Origin of the sequence: Streptomyces sp. NPDC005931, from assembly GCF_042871235.1 — a bacterium.
GTDB lineage: Bacteria > Actinomycetota > Actinomycetes > Streptomycetales > Streptomycetaceae > Streptomyces.
In genome coordinates, this window is the sequence record NZ_JBIAIG010000008.1 from 213,217 (window position 1) to 233,301 (window position 20,085).

Below are 20,085 nucleotides of genomic sequence, written 5' to 3' on the forward strand. Positions count from 1 at the left end.
CCGGCTCACCCCTTGCTGACCGCCGTGAGGATCTCCGGCAGCCGGCGGGCCGTCTGGGGGGCGGCCAGGCGCAGGCCCAGCAGGGTCAGGGCCGCCCCGTACAGCGTGCCCAGGGGCAGCAGCAGCCAGGTCCACGCGTCCCCGCCCGCGCGCACGTTCAGCCATATCGCGAGCGCGATGACCGGCGCGCACAGCACGGCCGCCGCGATCATGCCGCCGAAGATGGAGATCCAGGCGAGCCCGGTCTGCCCCGGGGCGACGTTCTTGTAGCCCTCCTGCGGGATGGAGTAGGGAAAGCGCGCCGAGGTCCAGGCACCGGTCGCGAGCATCGCGCCGAGCAGGGCGAGGGACAGGCCCAGCGCCTCCGGCAGCCGCGGCCAGTCGCCCAGCATCGCGGTCGTCAGGACCGTGACCAGCGTGGCGTACGGCAGGGTGATCAGCAGCAGGGCCAGCGCGCGGGCCCGCAGTTCGACGTAGGCGTCCCGGGGGGACGAGATCGTCATGGCCACCATCCAGAACGCGGACGTGTCCTGGCCGAACTGGTTGTACATCTGGATGCCGAGCATCCCGGCGGCGAAACAGGCGAAGTAGACCGATCCGGTGCCCTGCCAGGCGTTGAACACCGGCACGATCAGCCCGATCGCCAGCGACGTCACCCACGCCGCCTTGGTCTTGGGGTCCCGCCACACGTAGCGCAGACTGCGCTCCACGACCGTGCCGGTGCGGCCCGCGGGCAGCAGCCGGGCGAGCCCGCTGGAGGAGCGGTCGCGCACGGCCTCCCCGCCGGACGGCAGCGTGGACCCGTCGGGCGAGGTCATCAGCCGGGTGAGGGACCGGGACCACGCGGCCAGCAGCCCCGCGAGCGCCGCCGCGCTCAGGACCAGTTGCGCGGCACCGGTACCGTACGCGCCCTGGCCCACCGAGTGGACCGCGCCGATCGCGGACGCCGGCGGGATCCACCGCAGGACGTCCGCCGCCGGGTCGAGCTGCGCCAGACCAGACGAACCGAGGCGCTGCGCACCGAAGTTGACCAGCTGCGCGCCGACCGCGATCACCAGCCCGCTGAGCACCGCGAGGTCCCGGCCCCTGCGGCTGGTCAGCAGCCGTACGTTGGCCGCGGCGACCGCGCGGGCCAGCGCCACGCACACCAGCAGCGCCAGCGGCACCGCGAGCACGCCCACCGTGAAGGCGGCACCGCCGTGCGCCACGGCGATCACGGAACCGGCGAGCAGGCACAGCGTGAACAGCGGCCCGATGCCCACCAGGGAGACCGTGAGCAGGGCCCGCACCAGGGGGCGGGGCCGCAGCGGCAGCATCACCAGCCGGGTCGGGTCCAGGGTCTCGTCTCCGCTGGGGAAGAACAGCGGCATCACCGCCCAGCCCAGCCCCAGCACCGCGACCAGCAGCACCACCAGTGACTCGACGTGCCCGAAGCCGCGCAGTGCGATCAGGCCGATCAGCTGGAGCGCGGCGAACAGCAGCGCGACGACCGCCGAGGCGATGTAGGCGGCCCTGCGCCCGCCGGACTGCCGCAGCCCGTTCCTCAGCAGGGACAGCTTCAGCCGGACGAGGACGGCGGTGACGGCCGGTGCGCTCACCGGGCCCCGCCGCCCAGCCAGTCCAGGTCGGAACCCGCGTCGCGGCCGCTCGCGCCGACGAGTTCCAGGAACGCCCGCTGGAGGGAGGGCGCGTCCCCGCGCACCTCGGCGAGCGGGCCGTGGGCGCGGATCCGGCCGGCGGCCATCACCGCGACCCAGTCGCACAGCGACTCGACCAGCTCCATGACGTGGGAGGAGAACACGACCGTGGCGCCGGAGGCGGTGTACCGCTCCAGAACACCGCGGATGGTCTGCGCGGAGACCGGGTCGACGCCCTCGAACGGCTCGTCCAGGAAGAGGACTTCGGGGTTGTGCAACAGGGCCGCGGCGAGCCCGATCTTCTTGCGCATCCCGGTCGAGTAGTCGACCACCAGCTTGTGCTGGGCGCCGGCCAGGTCGAGGACGTCCAGGAGCTGGGTGGTGCGCTTGTCCACCTCCGTGCCGGGCAGTCCGCGCAACCGCCCGGTGTACGACAGCAGTTCACGCCCCGAGAGGCGCTCGAACAGCCGCAGCCCCTCCGGCAGCACCCCGATCCGCGCCTTGACCGCGACCGGGTCGCGCCACACGTCGTGCCCGACGACCTCGACGGTGCCCTGGTCGGGCCGCAGCAGCCCGGTCACCATCGACAACGTGGTGGTCTTCCCGGCCCCGTTCGGCCCGACGAGCCCGATGAACCGGCCCGCGGGCAGCTCCAGATCGATCCCGCCCACGGCGACCTGCTGCCCGAACCGCTTCCAGAGCCCTCGCACGCGCACGGCTGCTGCATCCACGACGTCTCCCTCCGTCACGTGAACCCTACGGGGGAAAGGCGTGCCTCAAAGGAGCGCGGGGCACCGCGCGGTCAACCACACGACACCCGCAGCCACCGGACCGCCGGCCTGCGCGACGCCGGAGCGACCCCTACCGGTCCCGCCCGCACGCGTACGCCAACGGCGACACCACCTCCTCCACATCCGGCAGCCACCGATTCGCCCGCGTCGGCCGGCAGGCCCACTGCACGGCCCCGCGCGACCCGAACCGCGTCGGAGGCGCGGCCACGTACGCGCCCTCGCCCAGCACCGTCAGGTCCAGCGAGGACGGCGACCAGCCCAGAGCGCGCACCAGGTCCGGCACCTTCGCCGCGGCGCCGGGCAGCACGAAGAACTCCGTGCGGCGGTCCGGCGTCAGCGTCACCGGCCCGAGGGTCATCCCCATCCGCTCCATCCGGGCCAGGGCGAGGAACCCGGCCGTCTCCGGCACCGAGACGGCGTCGAAGGTACGGCCGGTGGGCAGCAGGACCGACGCCGCCGGCCGCGTCTGCCACAGGCGGCGGGCGACGGTCGCGCTGCCCGTCGCCCGGGCCGGCCAGTCCGGGCCGGCCGGGTGTGCGCCGGGGGCGGGGCACGCGGCGTCCCCGCACGAGCAGCGCTGCACCCCCTCCACGGCCTCCAGCCAGGTCCCCGGGAACACCTCCCAGTGGCGCTCCTCCACATAGCGGACCGCGGTGTCCAGCAGCGACGGCCCGCGCTGCTCCGGGATCTGTACGACGTCGATGCCCTGGATCGTCTCTTCCACGATGAACACAACTACGGCCGTCACGAGGAGTTACGCCCAGGCCATGCGCGGGGGAGGAGCACCGGTCCCGTGGCCGGGGCGCATGGGTGCATGTGCGGGGGCGCGCGGGAGGATCGGAGTCGACGGCTGGGTAGCCACGAGGGGGACCGGCGACGGCCGGTAACCGGCAATCCTCACATGCCTCGCATTGTCGGCATCTAGGCGGGGCATTGATCTTCACGGCCGATCCCTTCGCCGGGACGCGAGGGGCCGGCCGAGGAGGACACGTCAACTCGGTGCGTGGGCAGGCACCGCAGCCGCACGGCGTGCGAGCCGAAGGGATGCGTCAGCACCCCGGGGGCGAGCCGCCGAGACAGCAGGGGGTACGCCAATGGCCGCAAGGCCTCTCGTCGCGCGGCAGCCGAACGAACGGCTGCAGGCGCTCATCCAGGAAGCCGGCTGCTCCAACGCCGGTCTGGCCCGCAGGGTCAACATGTGCGGCGCCGAGCACGGCCTGGACCTGAGGTACGACAAGACGTCGGTGGCGCGCTGGTTGCGCGGACAACAGCCGCGGGGCCGGGCACCGGCGATCATCGCGGAGGCGCTGGGACGCAAACTGGGCCGTACGGTCACGATCGACGAGATCGGGATGGCCAACGGCAAGAACCTCGCGTCCGGCGTCGGTCTCCAGTTCTCGCCGACCGTGCTGGGGGCCATCGAGCAGGTGTGTGAGCTGTGGCGCAGCGACGTGGGGCGGCGGGACTTCCTGTCCGGTTCCTCCGTCGCCTCGTCCGCGCTGGTGGAGCCCAGCCGTGACTGGCTGATCTCCTCCCCGGACGCCCAGGTGGCGCGCTCGGCGGGGCCTCGCGTGGGCCAGTCCGACGTCGGGGCCGTACGGGACATGACCCAGGCGCTGGTGGACCTGGACCACCAGTACGGCAGCGGACACGTGCGCCCGGTCGTCGTGCACTACCTCAACAGCGTGGTATCGGGGCTGCTGGCGGGGTCGTACCGGGAGGCCGTGGGACGCGACCTGTTCGCCGCGGTGGCGCGGCTGACCGAACTCGCCGGGTACATGGCCGTCGACACCGGGCAGCCGGGTCTGGCCCAGCGCTACTACATCCAGGCCCTGCGCCTGGCCCAGGCGGCCGGGGACCGTGGTTACGGCGGGTACGTGCTCGCCGCCTCCATGAGCCACCTGGCCGCGCAGCTCGGGAACCCGCGCGAGATCGCACAGTTGGCGCGTGCGGCGCAGGAGGGCGCGCGGGGGCGCGTGAGCCCCCGAGCGGAGGCCATGTTCCACGCGGCCGAGGCGCGCGGGCACGCGCTGATGGGCGACGCACGCGCCGCGCAGACGGCGGCCGGCCGGGCGGTGAGCGCCATGGAAGCGGCCGACTCCGCCTCCGGGGACGACCCGGCGTGGATCGCGCACTTCGACGAGGCCTATCTCGCCGACGAGTTGGCGCACTGCCACCGTGACCTGGGACAGGCCGAGGCGGCCGCGCGGTGCGCGCGGGAGGCCCTGGCCGGGCATCCGGAGTCGCGGGCGCGGCGGCGGGCGATCGGCTACGTGCTGCTGGCCACCGCCCAGGTGCAGCAACGGGAGATCGAACAGGCCTGCACCACCGGCACGAAGGCCGTGGAACTGCTGGAGGGGCTCAGGTCCCACCGGGGCGCCGAGTACCTGGAGGACCTCCAGCAGCGGCTCGAGCCGTACCGGGAGGAGCCGGTGGTGCGGGAGTTCGGGGCGCGGACGGGCCTGCAGGTGGCGGCGTGAACGCGGGGGGCGCCGGGAGGTGAACGCGGGGGAACGCCGGAGCGGCGCGGAGGAGGTGAGCTGAACGGCGTTCCGCCCCCGGTGGTGTTGCCGCGCTCACAGGGCACGGCGGCGGGCCCCGTGCTGCGTGGCACCGGGCTCCGGGGACCCGGTAGCGTGAGCCGACACTTCCCAAGGTCCCCCATCGGTAGGAGTCCCGGTGACGCAGAGTGGACAGGGCGAGGAGCCCTCGGCGCCCCCCGCGCGCGAAGGCATCGTGCTGCCCTCCGACGGCGGCGAGCCCGTGCTGCCCGGCGTGACGGGCGGCCCCGGCGCCGGCCCGCGGGCCGACCGCACGCCCGGCTCCGCACCGCCCGGCGCCCCGACCCCGGACGGGCAGTGGAGCCACGGTCCGCAGCAGTCGCCGCCCCCGGCACCCGCCCAGGACTGGCAGTCCCCGCCCGCCGGGCAGTGGGGCGCCCAGAACCCCGCTCCCTGGGGTGCCCGGCACGCGCCCGGCGCCGGCCAGGCGGGCCCGGGCCCGCTGCCGCCCGAGGGCGCGCCGCCCTCGTCGCGCACCGGCGCCGCCGCCCACGGCCGGGACGGCGGTGCTTCGGCATCCCTGCCGCAGCCCGGCGCCCACGGAGCGGCCCCGTCCGCCCCGCGGGGCGCCGCCGGCTCCCACGGGGTGCCCGGCCACGGGCAGCAGGGGCCGGGCGGCGGACTGCCGCCCCGACAGGGCGGTGCCGCGTACGGTGCGCCCGCCGCGGGCGGCGCCTACGGCCCGCCCTCCGGCACCTCCGGTGCGCCGCTGCCGCCCGTGTCTCCCGAAGGCGCGACCCAGTACCTCCCGCCCGTCCCGGGCGGCCCCGAGGGCGCTACGCAGTACCTGCCGCCGGTGGCCGCCGCCCCGGACGAGGGGGCGACGCAGTACATACCCCCGGCGGGCCCGGGAGCACTGCCCCCGGAGGCGCCCGCCGAACACGACTCCGAGACCACCCGCTACCTGGGACTCCCGGCGCGGGGCGGGCCCCGCGCCGGCGCCGGGCCGCTGCCACCCGCCGGGCACGGCCCGGACGCCGAGGCCACCCAGTACATCGCCCCGGTGACCGACGGACCCGCGCCCTACGGCGCCCCGTCCGGTGACGGCAACCGGCAGCCGCCCGCCGAGTTCGACAACCTCTTCCGCAGCGAGGGCGCCCACGGCCCGGCCGGCGCCACCCAGCAGCTGCCCCGCGTGGATGCCGCGCACCCCGCCCGCCCGTCGGACCCGTACGCCCACGCCCCGTCCGGGCCGGGCGGCGGCCGGCGCGCCGCGTACGGCGAGGACGAGGGCGGCCGGGGAGGCCGCGGCCGTACCGGTTCACGGGTGCCGCTCATCGCCGCGATCGGCGTCGGCATCGCCGTCCTCGGCATCGGGGCGGGCGCGCTGCTCGCCGGCGGCGGGGGAAACGACGACGGCGGCCCCAACCAGCCCGTGTCCGCCACCGCCCCCGCGAGCCAGGAGCCCTCGTCCTCGCCGTCCGCCGATCCGGCCCGGCAGCAGGCCGTCGAGCTGGACAAGCTGCTGGCGGACAGCGGCGACAGCCGCACCGCCGTGATCAACGCGGTCGCCGACGTGAAGGCCTGCCGGAACCTGACCCAGGCCGCCAAGGACCTGCGCGACGCGGCCCGTCAGCGCACCCAGCTGGTCACCGACCTTTCCGGCCTCTCCGTGGACAAGCTGCCCGACAACGCGGCCCTGACCACCGCGCTCACCAAGGCGTGGCGGGCATCGGCGTCGGCCGACAACCACTACGCCGCCTGGGCCGACCAGGTGGCCGGGCAGAAGAGCTGCAAGAAGGGCCAGGCCCGCAGCACCGGGGAGACCCAGGCCGGCAACCGGGCCAGCGGCACGGCGACCACCGAGAAGGCCAAGGCCGCCCCGCTGTGGAACGCCATCGCGAGGGAGTACGGCCTGACCGAGCGTCGGCCGACCCAGCTCTGACCGCGCGGCCGACGGCCGCGCGACGCACGGGGGGCGGGCCCGGGGGTCCGCCCCCGCCGCGCCACGTGCCGCGCGCGGTCAGGAGAGGTCCGCCTCGTGCAGCGTCCGCGTCACGTCCGTGAAGCCCTTGCCGGCCGCCACCAGCTGCCCGTCCCTGACCACCTGGAGGGTCACGTTCGCGTTGACCAGCCGCGGATAGCCGACCGCGGCCAGCTCGTCCTGGAACTTCCACTCCAGCTCGGGGGTGAGCCCGCCCGTGCTCACCTTCAGCCCGCCGTCCAGGGCCCGCGTCACGGTGTCGGCGCTCACCTCGCCGTCGCCGAGCGACTCCACGACCTGCCGGAACACCGTGTAGGCGATCCAGGTGGTCTGCACCCCGGCGTCCGCGGCGTCGATCCGGTTGTCGCCGAACGCCTGCTCCTTGATCACCTTCTTCATCGGGGCCCAGCGCGGGTCGGACGCCGCCGGGTACCAGCCGGTGACGTACGACCCCTCGTAGGGCCCCGACGCCCCGCCGGACGCGTCGATCGTGGTCTGGTCGACGCTGCCGAGCACGGTGGCGGTGCGCACCTGCGGGAAGTCCTCGCGGATCCGCCGGAAGGAGTCCATGAAGGTGCCGGTGCGGTCCCCGAGCGCGGGCACCACACAGCCGCGCCGGTCCGGGTCCCCGGTGGCCTGCCCGAGGGCCCGCTGGGACTGGCCGTCGTACTCGGTGGCGTTCTCCGCGGCCCGCTGGTCCCCGGCCGCCGGGTGACCGCCGGCCTCCAGGCCCGAGTCGAGCAGCCGGGGCAGCTGGTCGCCCGCGATGGTGTCCGGCCGGATCAGGGTGACCGGCCCGCAGGTGCCGGCGAGGGTGCGGCCGAGGCCGGCCAGCAGGGCCGGCTGGCCGCCGTTGACGGGGTAGGACAGGGGGCTGGTGAACTCGTCGTCGGTGATGCCGTAGCCGCCGATGTACGGGATGCCGGCGCCCTCCAGGGTGGGCAGGAAGGAGTCGGCGAACTCGCTGTAGGAGCCGACGACCGCGACAGCCTTCTCCTTGACCGCGCGCCGGGCGCAGCGTGCGGCGGCCACGGTGTCGTTCTGGTCGTTGCAGGTGAGGATCTCGAGTTCGCGGCCGTTGATGCCGCCGCGCTCGTTGACCCACCGGGCGTAGGCTCGGGCGAACGCGGGCATGCCGGGTTTGTTGGTGGTGTCGGTGTTCTCCGGTGCCCACGTCATGACGATGATCGGGCCGTCGTCCCCGGAGCCCCCCGTGGCACCGGGGACGACCCCGCAGCCGGCGGTGAGCGTCACGCACGCCACCAGCGTGCCCGTGGTCAGGGTCCCGACTCGGCCGGGCCGGGTGAGGAGGCGGAGGAGGAAAGTGCTGCGGATGCGTCGCCTGCCGGTCATGGACACGCACGATTCCCCCACACGGCCAACCCTGGAGTGACCGTTGGTCAACGGCCGGTGACCTGGAGGTGAATTGCGGGGTCCGGTGGGAGTCACGCCGGGAGGAAACGTACGATCGACGACCGTGCAAGGTTCGGAGAACTCTTCCCGTCGCGGCCGTCGCTCCTCCACCATGGGCGGCATGCCACTCAACGACATGCCGTGGTGGCGCTGGCGCAGCAATGTGCGCTCCGCGCTGCACATGCTCTCCGACCCCGTGTTCCAGCGGGAGGTCTGGCTGGCCGGGGTGGACGGCTACGGCGACGTGACCGACGCGGTCTACCGGCTGGTAGAGGACACCTGGCTGGACAACTGGTCCGCGGAGAAGTACGTCGGCACGATCTTCCGGGACTCGCAGGAGGCGGCGCTCGTCGACACCGCGGTGCTGCGCGTGCTGCGGATCATGCACCAGGTCGGCCCCGACGCGCTGGTCACGGCCTACCTCGAGCACCAGGGATGGCCCGAGGCGGTACGGGCCGCGCGGGACGCGCACGTGCGGATGGCGGTGAGCGACGGCGAGGACCCGGACGCCCCGCCGCGCACCCTCGAGGTGCTGCGGATCCTCACCCGGTCCGCGTGACGGAACGGCCGCCCGGGGGCCCTGGCGCGTGTGGGACCCTTTTGTGCATGAGCGAGCAGCCCACCCGAGCAGCGGCCCCGGCCGACCAGTACGTCCTGACCCTGTCCTGCCCCGACAAGCAGGGCATCGTGCACGCCGTGTCGAGCTACCTGTTCATGACTGGCTGCAACATCGAGGACAGCCAGCAGTTCGGCGACCACGACACCGGGCTGTTCTTCATGCGGGTGCACTTCTCGGCGGACGCCCCGGTGACGCTGGAGAAGCTGCGGGCCAGCTTCGCGGCGATCGGTGACTCCTTCCACATGGACTGGCAGCTCAACCGGGCCGACGAGAAGATGCGCATCCTCCTCATGGTCAGCAGGTTCGGTCACTGCCTGAATGACCTGCTCTTCCGCGCGCGGACCGGCGCGCTGCCGGTGGAGATCGCCGGGGTGGTGTCCAATCACACCGACTTCGCCGAACTGGTGTCCTCGTACAACATCCCCTTCCACCACATCCCCGTGACGAGGGACACCAAGCCCGAGGCGGAGGCGCGGCTGCTGGACATCGTGCGCGAGGAGAAGGTCGAACTCGTCGTCCTCGCCCGCTACATGCAGGTGCTCTCGGACGACCTGTGCAAGCAGCTCTCCGGGCGGATCATCAACATCCACCACTCCTTCCTGCCGAGCTTCAAGGGCGCCAAGCCGTACCACCAGGCGCACGCCCGGGGCGTGAAGCTGATCGGCGCCACCGCGCACTACGTCACCGCCGACCTCGACGAGGGCCCCATCATCGAGCAGGAGGTCGAGCGGGTCGGTCACGACGTGACCCCCGAGGGGCTCGTCGCCGTCGGCCGCGACGTGGAGTGCCAGGCGCTGGCCCGCGCGGTCAAGTGGCACGCCGAGCGCCGCATCCTGCTGAACGGCCGGCGCACCGTGGTCTTCGGCTAGCCGGGGCTTCCTGCCCGGGGGCCGGACGCCCCGGCCCGGCTCGGCCCGGCGCTTCGTGAGCCGCCCTTCCCCGGCCGCCTCGCGGCTACATCCGGCTCAGTGAGGCCGCCGCCAGCAGGACGTCCCTGATCGCCTCGCGGTCGCCGACCTGCCCGGCCGCGGCCTCCCGCGGAGGGACGTGGCCGGCGGCCAGACGGCAGAATTCCGCGCCGTCCAGCGCCACATGGGCCACCTCGTGCTCGGCGGAGCCCTTCGCGGCGGGGGAGTCAAGCGGTATCAGCCACTCCCCGCCACCGGACCCCTCGATCTCCAGCCGCAGACTGCGCCCCGGTTCACCGGCCGCGACCAGGTGCCGCTGCACGGGGGCCGCCAGCCCGGTCCGGCGGCGCTCCTCGAGGACGGCCGGGAGCATCCGCGCGGCCAGGTCGACCATGTGGTGCAGATGCCGCCCGGTGGGCGGCTCGTAGGGGTAGTCCACCGCCTCCGCGATGTCCTCGGCGTGCACCCAGCACTCGAAGGCACGGTCCAGCATCGCGTCGCGTAGCGGCAGTTGGAAGTCGCCGTACCGCACCGTGGTCCCGCCGGTCGCCTCCGCGGATCCGCCGCCGGCGAGCGAGGGCTCCCCGCCCGTGAAGGACACCGTCCGCACCAGGGTGTGGGTCTGCTCGCGCCAGGGAGCGCGGACGGAGCGGGAGGGCGGGACGCGGGCGGCCCGCCAGTACGCCTCGGTGCGGGCGGCCGGGGTGGGCCGCTCGGGCGTGACGCCGCCGAGCGGGTCGTCCAGGCCGAGCGCGACCGCGACCAGCCCGTCGACCGTCATGAGATGGGCGATGACCCCGGCGACGGTGGTGCGCCGGGTGGCCGCCTCGTCGCCCTCGTACCAGCGCAGGCGTACCGGCGCCTGCCACTCGGAGTCGCCGAAGTCCTGGAGCAGCGCGTCCAGGCGCGCGGTCTCGGCGTCGTAGGCGGCGGCCCACTCGGGGACGGGGATGCGCGGCGGGCGGCGTTCCAGGCAGGACTCGAGGACGCGGGTGCGCAGGCCGGGGTCGGGGTCGAGGCTCTCGGGCCGCTGGAGCAGTCCGACCGCCTCGCGCAGCCGCAGGGCCTCGTCCGCGCAGGGGCCGCACTCGCCGAGGTGCTCCTCGACGGCCAGCGTCTCCTGGGCTCCGCACGCGGCCAGTGCCCACGCCCCCAGCAGCGACTTCAGCACCGGGTGCGCCGGCACCGGCGGATCGCCGCCGGTCCGGCCCGTACCGTCCGTCCCGTTTCCCGCGGACGCGGGGAAGTCCGCGGCCGTGTGCCGCCCCTCGGGCGCGGCAGAGGGCGCGGAACGGTCCTCGCTCACGCCGCACCCCCGATTCCGGGCGGGGCGTCCGGGGTCTCGGTGTCGTGGGCGGTGGACAGCAGTTGCAGGCCGAGGCGCAGGCGGCGGCGGGCCTCGTCGTCGGTGACGCCGAGGCGGGCGGCCGTCTGGTGGTAGTCGCGGCGCTGGAAGTACGCCAGTTCCAGCGCGGCGCGCAGCGGCGCCGGCATGGACTGGACGATGTAGTCGGCGCGGGCGGCGACCGAGGCGCGGCGCACCTTGTGCTCCAGCTCCTCCGCCGTGCCGGGTCCGCCCCGGGCCAGGGCGGCGGTCTCGGTGGTGCGCAGCCGTCGCACGGCCAGCAGGCGGGTCAGCGTGGCGATCCAGGTGCGCAGTGGGCCCTGCCCGGGGTCGTAGGAGTCGGGGTGCTCCCAGACATGGGCGAAGACGTCCCGCGTGACGGCGTCGGCGGCGCGCTCGTCGTCGAGCACCCGGTGGGCGAGGCCGTACACCAGGGAGGCGTAGCGGTCGTAGAGCTCACCGAGGGCGGCAGCCTCCCCACGGGCCAGCCGCTGTTGCATCCTGTGATCCCACCGGGGTGGTACGTCCCGTTTCGTCATGTGTCCCCCTCGCCCTCTGCTCCTCCCCGGCGACTGGATCGGACCGGTCACGTCCGGACCCAGGGTGTGTCCGCCGTCACCACGAATGTAGTCGGCACGTTCGGCGGCGCACGCCCCTTTGTGGCAATGTGCGCCCCCTGTCGAGCCGCAGGTGGTAAGGACCGCGTCGAGCACGCCGGTTGCTGTTCGGGGTGCCCCTGCCCTCCCTCTCTATGATCGGAACCGATCGAATCGGATCGAAGTCGACTGGAACAAGCCTTTTCTGTTCGGCGGCCGTTTCCCGGATCGTGTTTGCGGGAACGGCCGGTGGGCAGCCACGCTGCAAAGGAAGCGTAGGGACTGCTTCCGTTTCCGGCGAGCGAGGGGCGTGGTGGTGACCTTCAACGTGACCGACGCAGAGCAGGGCGAGTGGGCCGTGCTCCGGGTGTCGGGCGAACTGGACCTGGTGACGTCCCCCGTGCTGCGCCAGCGTGTGCACGACGTGGTGGCCGACGGCAGGCACAGCCTCGTCCTCGATCTGTCCGACGTGTGGTTCTGCGACTCCAGCGGCGTCGGCGTGCTCATTGCCGCCCGCCGGCTGCTGCGCTCGTGCCAAGGCAGTCTCCGGCTGATCCTGCCCGCCCAGGGCGCCGCGGAGGGCAGTCACGTCAACAAGGTGCTCGGCGCGCTGGGCGTACGGCGCCTCTTCGACATCCACCCTGACGTCCCCTCCGCCGTCGACGAGGACGCGCGCCCCCTGTCGGCGTGACCCGGCCGCCCGGCCGAGGGGCCGGCCGTGACCTGCGCACCCGCGCGTGCCACGCCGTTGTCCCGGAATTCCCCCGGTCTTGGCACAAGCGTCGATTTCCCGCTCCGGGACACCCCCGCACGACGTACGCTCCGAGCGAGACGACCCCACTGACCTAAGGCGGCCTGAAAAGACATGGTCACCAGCGAGTACGAGCGCAGGATCGCGGCCCGGTTCGCCACCTTCGACCAGGACGGCAACGGCTACATCGACCGGCTGGACTTCAGCGGAGCGGCCAAGGCGCTGCTCGACGAGTTCGCCGTCGCGGCGCGCTCCGACAAGGGCCAGGCCCTGTACGTCGGCGCCGAGGCGTTCTGGCAGGGCATGGCGGGCATCGCCGACCGCGACGGCGACCAGCGCATCACCCGCGAGGAGTTCGTGCACGGCGCGGTCAAGCGGCTGCGCGACAACCCGGACCGGTTCGCCGAGATCGCCCGCCCCTTCCTGCACGCCGCGCTCGCCGTGGCCGACACCGACGGCGACGGCGCGGCCACCGTGGACGACGCCGCCCGCGTCCTGAAGGTACTCGGCGTCCCGGACGACCGCGCCCGTACGGCCGCCGGCACGCTGGACGCCGACGGCGACGGCAGGATCGGCGAGGAAGAGGTCGTCCACGCCTTCGCCCGCTACTTCACCGTCCCGGAATAACCGAACCAGCGGCCGACACGCCCACGGAGCCGGCACCCGGCGGACCGACACGCCCACGGAGCCGGCACGCGCCGGTCCGGAGCGCGTCCACGGATCCGGCATCCGTCCGTCCGGCACGCGCTCGCCGGTTCACCCGCCCGCCGGACCCGCCCCGACGGCCCAACGGCCCGGTACGGCCCCGCGCGTGTCGGGTCGGCCGTGCAACACGCCCGGCCCGGCGACGAGTTCGCCGGCCCGTCGGGCGTCCGGACGGTGGCGCGTCCGCGCGCGGCTCCCCTTCTCCCGCCGTGGTGACGTCCTCGCCGCAGAGGCCCATCTGCGCCCCGACCGGCCCCGGTTGTGGACTCGTCGTGTCTCGCCGTGCACGCAGAGTGAGGGAGTCGGTCGCCGCCGACCCGGCGGCCGAAGAGGGGCGACGGGCCTCCTGGCTGGGGAGTAGCCCTCCACGCCGCGCCCATGTCGCGGATTGTGGCATCGGGGGAATCACGGAGCGTTGATACCGGGTTGTGTCCTGTGCGTGACCCGTCACGGCCCGGAGTCGGGCGTGGGCTCCGGTACCTTCTGTGGGATGCGAGTGGTTCCGGGCATGTGCCGCGCCGGAGTTGCCCACGGGGCGGCTCCGCAGCCGCCGGTGCCTGCCGCTGCTTGCGGGGTGGTCCGGCCGTACGCCGTCACCCGTTCGACTTCCCGGGGTGGGCGTCGCACAGTATGCCGCACGGGTACTCCTTCGCGCTGGAATATGCCCGAAGCGCTTGTTGGCGTGACTGTACGTCAACCATGCTGTCCCACAAGGGATTCACGGTCTGTGACCCCTGTCCCGACCATTGTTCTGGTCATGCTGAAAATGGCTACGATCGTGGCCCTCGTGAGGCGCGAGTCCAAGTGTCCGCCGGTTCGGATGGTGTGAGCGGTGCAGGTGCTTCAAGTGCAGCTGGAGATCCGGCCCGACCCCGCTGAGGTGGGGCGGGCCCGGCGGTGGGCCCGCTCCCGTCTGGCCGGGTGCGGGATAGGGGCCGACGAACCGCTCGCCGAGGTCCTGATCCTCCTCGTCTCGGAACTGGTCACCAACGCCGTGGTGCACACCGGCTGTCCGGCCGTGCTGCGGCTCTCCCTGCCGGGCGCGGCGGCCGAGGAGGCCACCGTCCGCCTGGAGGTGGCCGACCGCAGCGACCGGGCGCCGGTGCCGCGCTGCGTGGACAGTGAGGCGACCGGCGGTCGGGGACTCGCCCTGGTGGACGGCCTCGCCGACCGCTGGGGCTGGAGCTCCGAGGGCACGGGCAAGCGCATCTGGTGCGAGCTGGACCGGTGCGCGCAGGAGGGACAGGCCGCCCCGGCCTGCGGGGGCGGCGCGATGCCGTACGACGGGCTGGCCTACGAGGCGGTGTGAACGGCCGGCGTTCCGGGGCGGGACGGCCCGGACGGCCGAGGTGGGCGAACCGGGCGCAGGCGGCGCCCGGGCGGGCGCGGTGGTGTGCGGGAGCGTCGTCCGGGGGCCTGGCGGCCGCACCGTGGCGGCCGGACCGGTGCACGGAAGCACGGTGCCCGCGGGGTGTGTGCCGGGGACGTGAATCAATGCGCCGGGCATGCTTCCGTGCGCGCCCACGAGAAGCAGGCCATATGCGGCAATCCGCGCAGGTTCCCCCGAACCGGTGTTGACGTCACGTGACCGTGTGATCACGCTGTTCGTCAGCGATTCGCCGCGAGGGGACGGCGAGGGCCTGGACGACGGGAGCCCTCGACGAGTGTGGGTCGTGATTCGGCGTCGGTTCCCTCGGGGCCGAGGGGACCCGGGCGGGAACGCCGAAGCCGGAAGGCGGTGCGGCACTGCCGTGCTCGGGGCGGACGGTGCCGCACCGCCGATGCCGCGGACCCTCTTGTCCACAGGCTGTGGACGACTTCTGGGAACGGCGGCAGCAGCACCGGCGACGACGGCCTGGCGTGAGCGACGACGGCACCGGCGCGAGCGGTGCTCGGGTGCCGGCCGTCGCGGGCGGGCTCCCCTCGCCCCCGTGGCCCAAAGCGTCGACGGCAGGCGGTCGGGCGTCACCCCGAGGGCGGCCTGGAGGTGCAGGCGCATCGACTGGGCCGTACCGAAGCCGGCGTCCCACATCACCTGATGCACCGTCAACTCGGTCGACTCCAGTGGGTGCCGGGCCCGCTCCACCCGCTGCCGGGCCGGCCACTGCCCCGGGCCGAAGCCGACCTCCTCGCGGAAGCGGCGCGTGAAGGTGCGCACCGACATCGACTCCCGCGCGGCCATGTCCCACAGCTGGATCGACTCGTGCGGCCGGCCCAGCGCCCAGGCGCGGGCCCCGGTCGTGGACGCCTGCTGAGGATCGGGCACCGGCCGCTGGACGTACTGCGCCTGCCCGCCGTCGCGATGCGGCGGCACGACGTCGGCGCGGACGACACGGCTCTTCCGAGCGACGCAGGACATCCTGCCGGCGGCGTAGCCGGCGCGAGCACCACTGCAGGGGGCCTCGGACGAGAGTCCCCTGCAGCGGCTGCCGGTCTCTACTCGTTGAACCACTGCGAGCAGACGGTGGCTGCTCCGTTCTGGCGGGGAGCTTCGACTGGAGCGTGGGGCTCCTGCTCCTCGGGCCCGGCGCCGCCACAGCGGCGATCTACACCGTGCTCGCCGTGGCGGCCGCGCGCCCGGCCGCATATACCGGGCCTGGTTCGTCGCGGCGGTCGCGTTCGTGCGGGGCGCCAAGGCAGACGCCCTGATCCGCCCTCGGGTACTTCATGCGACAACGTGCATGCCCCCACGAACGTGCATGGACGGCCGGGCATGACCCCGAACGGTCCTGTTCAACGGTCCAACCGGGGCCACGACAGGCGGGTTTCGCGTGGCAGTGATCGGCGGCACGGCCGAGGCACCCGAACCGTTCGTCCGGTTCGGCGACCCGGACGACCGGCTCGCTGTGGATTCTCGAACGCCGTTGAGCGGTTGAGCGGTTGAGTCGTCGAGTCGTTGAGCCGTCGGCGCATGTGAACGCGGTGGCGCGTGACCCCGCGTCGGTGCGGGTCGGCGGGACGGAGCGGGTGCTCAGCCCGGGAGGCGGGACGCGCCGACGGCGCCGTCGCGGGCCACCGCCTTCGCGATCCTCCGGGCGTCGAGGGCCAGTTCCCGCAGGTTGCCGCTGAGGGGGGTGGTGAAGCCGGTGAAGTACAGGCCGGGTGCCTCACGCGGGGTGCGGCCGCCGTGGGCGACCGGCCGGCCGCGGTCGTCCAGGACGCCGAGGTGCCCGACGAGCCCCTCCAGGGCGCGGACGTACCCGGTGGCCGCGACGACCACGTCCGGTTCGACACGTGTGCCGTCGGCCAGCACCACCTTGCCGTCCTCGAACGCCTCCACGGCCGCCACCACCTCCACCCTGCCCCCGCGCACGGCGTCGACCAGGCCGACGTCCAGCACGGGGACGGCGCCCGCCCTGGCCCTGCTGTAGAGCCCGGTGTCCGGGCGGGGCAGGCCGTGGGCCGACAGGTCCGGCATCAGGGCCCGGGCCTGCATGCGGGCCAGCAGGTCGACGAGGCCGACCGGCAGTCGCCGGCACAGGACGCCCGAGTACTGGCTCGCCCAGCCCAGGGTCGAGCGGCGCACGACGTGCGGGGTGGTGCGCACCGACAGCCGCACCCGTGCCGCACCGCCCTCCACCAGGTCGACGGCGATCTCCGCCCCCGAGTTGCCGGCGCCCACGACCAGCACGTCCCGGCCGGCGAAGGGCTCGGCGTTGCGGTAGTCGCCGGCGTGCAGGAACGCTCCGGTGTACGTGTCCCGGCCGGGCCAGTCGGGGACGAGGGGGGTGTGGTTGCGGCCCGTGGCGACGACGACCGCGGCACCGGTCAGTTCGCGGCCCCCGGTGGCGTGCAGCAGCCAGCCGGTGCCGTCGGGGGTGCGCTCCACGCGGGAGACCTCGACCCCGGTGACGATCTCCAGGCGGTGGTGCTCGGCGTACTTCTCCAGATACCGGACCACGTCGGCCCGGGCCACCCAGCGTCCGAACCGGCGCGGCATGGACAGTCCGGGCAGCGCGGACAGGCGCCGGGTGGTGTGCAGCCGCAGCCGGTCGTAGTGGCCCCGCCACGACGAGCCGACCTGCTCGGACCGCTCCAGGACCACGGCCCGTATCCCCCGGGCCCGCAGCGCGTGGGCGACGGAGAGCCCTCCGGGGCCGCCGCCTATGACGTAGACGGGGCGGTCTGCCGGGGTGGGCGCCGTGGGCTGCGCGGACGGGGTGGAGTCGGCCATGAGCGCGAGCGTAATCACGCACCCGCTTGATGGGTATCGGTCAAGACCGAAATTGGTTGCGGATTGATCACGTCTGTGGTGATCGTGGGTCCGGTGGCTGCCGCGGTCCGCCCGCTTGTGGAGGGGGCGTGGCCGACTCGGCCCGTCGCCGGAGCCGCCGCGGGTTTGAATGGCCGCATGGCCCACCCACGCAAGAGCACCGACCCCCGCCCCCTGCGGGCCGAGTTGCACGGCCTCGGACTGCACCTGTGCCCCTGGGACCCGGCGTCGGACGCCGACGCCCGGACGTGGCTGCGCGGCACCACGGACCCGGAGTTACTGCGCTGGAACACGCCCGTCCGGCCGGTCACGGACCTCGCCGGTGCCCGGGAGGCACTGCGCGCACGGGCGCGGCGGGCAGCGGACGGCACGGCCCTGGCCCTGCGGGTCGCGGACGCGGACAGTGGCACGGTGCTGGGGCACATCGACGTCAACGAGATCCGGCCGGTGACGGGGACCGGCCGGGTCGGCTACTGGGTGCTCCCCGAGGCGCGCGGCCGGGGCGTCGCCACCCGGGCCCTGCTGCTCGCCGCGCGCTGGGCGTTCACCGATCTCGGCCTGCACCGGCTGGAACTCGACCACGCCGTCGGTCACGAGGCGTCCTGCCGGGTCGCCGGGCGAGGCGGGTTCCTCCACGAGGGCACCCTGCGCGGCGCGGTCTTCGCGGCCGGCCGCCTCGACGCCTTCCGCGACGCCCACCTCCACGCCCGCCTGGCCACCGACCCGGAACCGGCCCCGCCGCGGCCCTCCGCCTAAATGCGCGAGCGTCCGCGATCTCCCCGGCGCCATCATGGGGCATGCTCAGCGACGACTGGTGTCTCACCCGCGACCTGGACGACTTCCTCACCCGTGCCGGCGGCTTCCTGCGGTCCCGTTCGGCCCCGCACACCGTGCCGCTGACCGTGACGGAGACCCTGCGCACGCGGGGACCGCACACCTACGGCGACGGCACACCCGAGTTCGGCCTCCTGGAACGGGACGGCACGGTCCGCGCCGCCTTCCTCCGCACCCCGCCGCACCGGCTGAACGTCACCGCCCTGACCGCCGAGGAGGCCGACGCCCTCGCCGCGCGTCTCGCGGACCTCCGACCGCGGCTCCCGGGCGTACAGGCCGAGCGCGACACCGCCGCCGCCTTCGCCGACGCCTGGCACCGCCGGACGGGGGCCGCGGTCACGCCGTACCAGCGCCAGCGGCTGTACCGCCTGGGCACCCTGACCGTGCCCCGGCCGGTCCCGCCGGGCCGGGCCAGGACGGCGGGGGAGCGTGACCGCGCCCAACTGGAGCGCTGGTACCGCGCGTTCTGCGAGGCGGTCGGCGAACGGCTCCTCCAGGACCCCGCGCAGTGGGTCCAGGCGCGCGTCGAGCGGGGCGACGTCACCTTCTGGGAGACCCCGGACGGCACCCCGGTCGCCATGGCCGGGCTGAGCCCCGAGGTAGCCGGCCAGGTCCGGGTGGCCGGTGTGTACACCCCGGCCGGGCTGCGCGGACGCGGTTACGCGGGCGCGGCCACGGCCGAGGTGAGCCGGGCGGCGCTGGCCTCGGGCGCGCGGGACGTCCTGCTCTTCACCGACCTGGCCAACCCCACGAGCAACGGCCTCTACCAGCGCATCGGCTACCGTCCGGTCGCCGACTTCGCGGTGTACGACTTCGCACCGGCGCCGGGGCGGTAGGCGGGCCCCGGCGTCCGCGCCGCTTCAACCGGCTCACCGGCCGGGCCCGGACCGGGGGCGCGGACGACACGACGCCCGTCGAGCGACCACCGCAGGCCGATGTGCTGCTTGATGGGGGACTTCACCTCGCGGGTGGCGCACCGCCCGCTCGGTTCGGGCGCGCCGGCCGGCCCGCCGCGGCGCCCCGCCAGGTGTCCGGCCGGGCGGACCGCCGTCGTCGTGCCCGTGCCTCACGGCCACAGCGGTTCCCGTGCCTCACGGCCACAGCAGTTCCCGCGCCCAGCCCCGCTCCTCGCGCCGGTAGCGCAGCCGCACGTGCCGGCGCTGGGCGTCGCCCTGGAAGAACTCGACCTCCTCCGGGCGCAGGCGGTACAGCGTCCAGGACGGGACCGGGGTGTCCGGCTCCGCCGCCGCCCTTTCCCAGGCCGCCTCCGAGGCCCGGGCCAGCTCCCGCGCCGACCCCAGGACGCCGCTCTGCCGGCCGGTCAGCGCGGCGGCCAGGGCACCGGTGGTGCGGGCGTGCAGGTCCGCCTGTGCCTCTTCGGCCGGGGCGGTCCGGACGGGGCCGCGCACCCGCACCTGGCGGCCCAGCACGGGCCAGTAGAAGGCGAGCGCGGCGTACGGGCGGGCGGCCAGGTGACCGCCCTTGCGGCTGTGGGCGTGGGTGGCGAAGGACCAGCCGTCCGCGTCGGCACCGTGCAGCATCACGATCCGCACGTCGGGCAGCCCCGCGGCGTCCGCCGTGGCCAGGGACATGGTGTGCGGCTCGGTCTGCCCCGCCGCCACCACCTCGGCGAACCAGCGCGTGAACAGCGGCAGCGGTTCGGCGGGCGCGGTGTCCGGGTCGAGCGGCGGAAGCCCGGTCACCCCCGGGTCCCACACCCGAAGTGACCTGAGCAACTCGTGGAGATCGGTTCCCATGCGCCGATTGTCACGCGGACCGGCGGGACGG

General features: G+C 74.4%; 17 protein-coding genes and 1 pseudogene. 9 read left to right on the plus strand and 9 right to left on the minus strand.

Going from position 1 to position 20,085, the window contains the following annotated elements; translation table 11 throughout:
- Positions 1–5 precede the first annotated feature (5 nt).
- The 3 genes from ACFYOV_RS20485 to ACFYOV_RS20495 form a co-directional block, all read right to left on the minus strand.
- The gene (locus ACFYOV_RS20485; RefSeq protein ID WP_389089520.1) at positions 6–1,598 is read right to left on the minus strand and encodes a transporter; all 1,593 of its coding nucleotides are present in this window, start codon (positions 1,596–1,598) and stop codon (positions 6–8) included.
- Entirely contained in the window at positions 1,595–2,386 is a 792-nt protein-coding gene (locus ACFYOV_RS20490; protein WP_389089522.1) for an ABC transporter ATP-binding protein, read from the minus strand. Before ACFYOV_RS20490 ends, ACFYOV_RS20485 begins: the two co-directional genes overlap by 4 nt.
- Before the next feature lie 112 nt (positions 2,387–2,498).
- Positions 2,499–3,152 carry a bifunctional DNA primase/polymerase gene (locus ACFYOV_RS20495; protein ID WP_389089523.1) on the minus strand — a complete coding sequence of 218 codons (654 nt, stop codon included), beginning with the start codon at positions 3,150–3,152 and terminating at the stop codon, positions 2,499–2,501.
- Between the two features lie 370 nt (positions 3,153–3,522).
- Here ACFYOV_RS20495 and ACFYOV_RS20500 point away from each other — a divergent pair, with 370 nt between their 5' ends.
- Complete coding sequence (locus ACFYOV_RS20500) at positions 3,523–4,908, plus strand: transcriptional regulator (RefSeq protein WP_389089524.1); 1,386 nt, start codon at positions 3,523–3,525, stop codon at positions 4,906–4,908.
- A 199-nt stretch (positions 4,909–5,107) separates the two neighbouring features.
- Complete coding sequence (locus ACFYOV_RS20505; protein WP_389089526.1) at positions 5,108–6,874, plus strand: hypothetical protein; 1,767 nt, start codon at positions 5,108–5,110, stop codon at positions 6,872–6,874.
- Positions 6,875–6,952: 78 nt separating this feature from the next.
- Here the strand turns inward: ACFYOV_RS20505 and ACFYOV_RS20510 are convergent, their stop codons facing one another.
- Positions 6,953–8,266: an ABC transporter substrate-binding protein gene (locus ACFYOV_RS20510; protein ID WP_389089528.1), complete on the minus strand. Its 1,314-nt coding sequence runs from the start codon at positions 8,264–8,266 to the stop codon at positions 6,953–6,955.
- Between the two features lie 172 nt (positions 8,267–8,438).
- Between ACFYOV_RS20510 and ACFYOV_RS20515 the strand changes: the two genes are divergently transcribed.
- Together ACFYOV_RS20515 and purU are read left to right on the plus strand one after the other, a co-directional pair.
- Positions 8,439–8,885, plus strand: a complete 447-nt coding sequence (locus ACFYOV_RS20515) for a hypothetical protein (RefSeq protein ID WP_389089529.1) — start codon at positions 8,439–8,441, stop codon at positions 8,883–8,885.
- A gap of 47 nt (positions 8,886–8,932) precedes the next feature.
- The gene (gene purU / locus ACFYOV_RS20520) at positions 8,933–9,814 is read left to right on the plus strand and encodes a formyltetrahydrofolate deformylase (protein WP_389089531.1); all 882 of its coding nucleotides are present in this window, start codon (positions 8,933–8,935) and stop codon (positions 9,812–9,814) included.
- Positions 9,815–9,899: 85 nt separating this feature from the next.
- On the opposite strand, the gene ACFYOV_RS20525 is transcribed toward purU, so the two are convergent.
- Together ACFYOV_RS20525 and ACFYOV_RS20530 are read right to left on the minus strand one after the other, a co-directional pair.
- A complete protein-coding gene (locus ACFYOV_RS20525; RefSeq protein WP_389089532.1) occupies positions 9,900–11,159 on the minus strand; it encodes an MDMPI N domain containing protein in 1,260 nt (419 codons plus the stop codon).
- Complete coding sequence (locus ACFYOV_RS20530) at positions 11,156–11,737, minus strand: sigma-70 family RNA polymerase sigma factor (protein ID WP_389089534.1); 582 nt, start codon at positions 11,735–11,737, stop codon at positions 11,156–11,158. Before ACFYOV_RS20530 ends, ACFYOV_RS20525 begins: the two co-directional genes overlap by 4 nt.
- A gap of 367 nt (positions 11,738–12,104) precedes the next feature.
- Here ACFYOV_RS20530 and ACFYOV_RS20535 point away from each other — a divergent pair, with 367 nt between their 5' ends.
- The 3 genes from ACFYOV_RS20535 to ACFYOV_RS20545 all read left to right on the plus strand — a co-directional run bounded on the left by ACFYOV_RS20535 (position 12,105) and on the right by ACFYOV_RS20545 (position 14,559).
- Complete coding sequence (locus tag ACFYOV_RS20535; RefSeq protein ID WP_389089535.1) at positions 12,105–12,485, plus strand: STAS domain-containing protein; 381 nt, start codon at positions 12,105–12,107, stop codon at positions 12,483–12,485.
- Positions 12,486–12,659: 174 nt separating this feature from the next.
- Entirely contained in the window at positions 12,660–13,172 is a 513-nt protein-coding gene (locus ACFYOV_RS20540; RefSeq protein ID WP_389089536.1) for an EF-hand domain-containing protein, read from the plus strand.
- A gap of 925 nt (positions 13,173–14,097) precedes the next feature.
- The gene (locus ACFYOV_RS20545; RefSeq protein ID WP_389089664.1) at positions 14,098–14,559 is read left to right on the plus strand and encodes an ATP-binding protein; all 462 of its coding nucleotides are present in this window, start codon (positions 14,098–14,100) and stop codon (positions 14,557–14,559) included.
- A 651-nt stretch (positions 14,560–15,210) separates the two neighbouring features.
- Here the strand turns inward: ACFYOV_RS20545 and ACFYOV_RS20550 are convergent.
- Positions 15,211–15,630 (minus strand): annotated as a pseudogene (locus ACFYOV_RS20550) (helix-turn-helix domain-containing protein); the annotation flags it as partial.
- Between the two features lie 591 nt (positions 15,631–16,221).
- Positions 16,222–17,424: a flavin-containing monooxygenase gene (locus ACFYOV_RS20555; protein ID WP_389089538.1), complete on the minus strand. Its 1,203-nt coding sequence runs from the start codon at positions 17,422–17,424 to the stop codon at positions 16,222–16,224.
- 177 nt (positions 17,425–17,601) lie between these two features.
- On the opposite strand from ACFYOV_RS20555, the gene ACFYOV_RS20560 reads away from it, so the two are divergent.
- Positions 17,602–18,219, plus strand: a complete 618-nt coding sequence (locus tag ACFYOV_RS20560) for a GNAT family N-acetyltransferase (protein ID WP_389089539.1) — start codon at positions 17,602–17,604, stop codon at positions 18,217–18,219.
- Positions 18,220–18,260: 41 nt separating this feature from the next.
- Positions 18,261–19,133: a GNAT family N-acetyltransferase gene (locus tag ACFYOV_RS20565; RefSeq protein ID WP_389089541.1), complete on the plus strand. Its 873-nt coding sequence runs from the start codon at positions 18,261–18,263 to the stop codon at positions 19,131–19,133.
- Between the two features lie 255 nt (positions 19,134–19,388).
- On the opposite strand, the gene ACFYOV_RS20570 is transcribed toward ACFYOV_RS20565, so the two are convergent.
- Positions 19,389–20,054 (minus strand): pyridoxal 5'-phosphate synthase, encoded by a 666-nt coding sequence (locus ACFYOV_RS20570; protein ID WP_389089542.1) that lies wholly within the window; start codon positions 20,052–20,054, stop codon positions 19,389–19,391.
- Positions 20,055–20,085 lie beyond the last annotated feature (31 nt).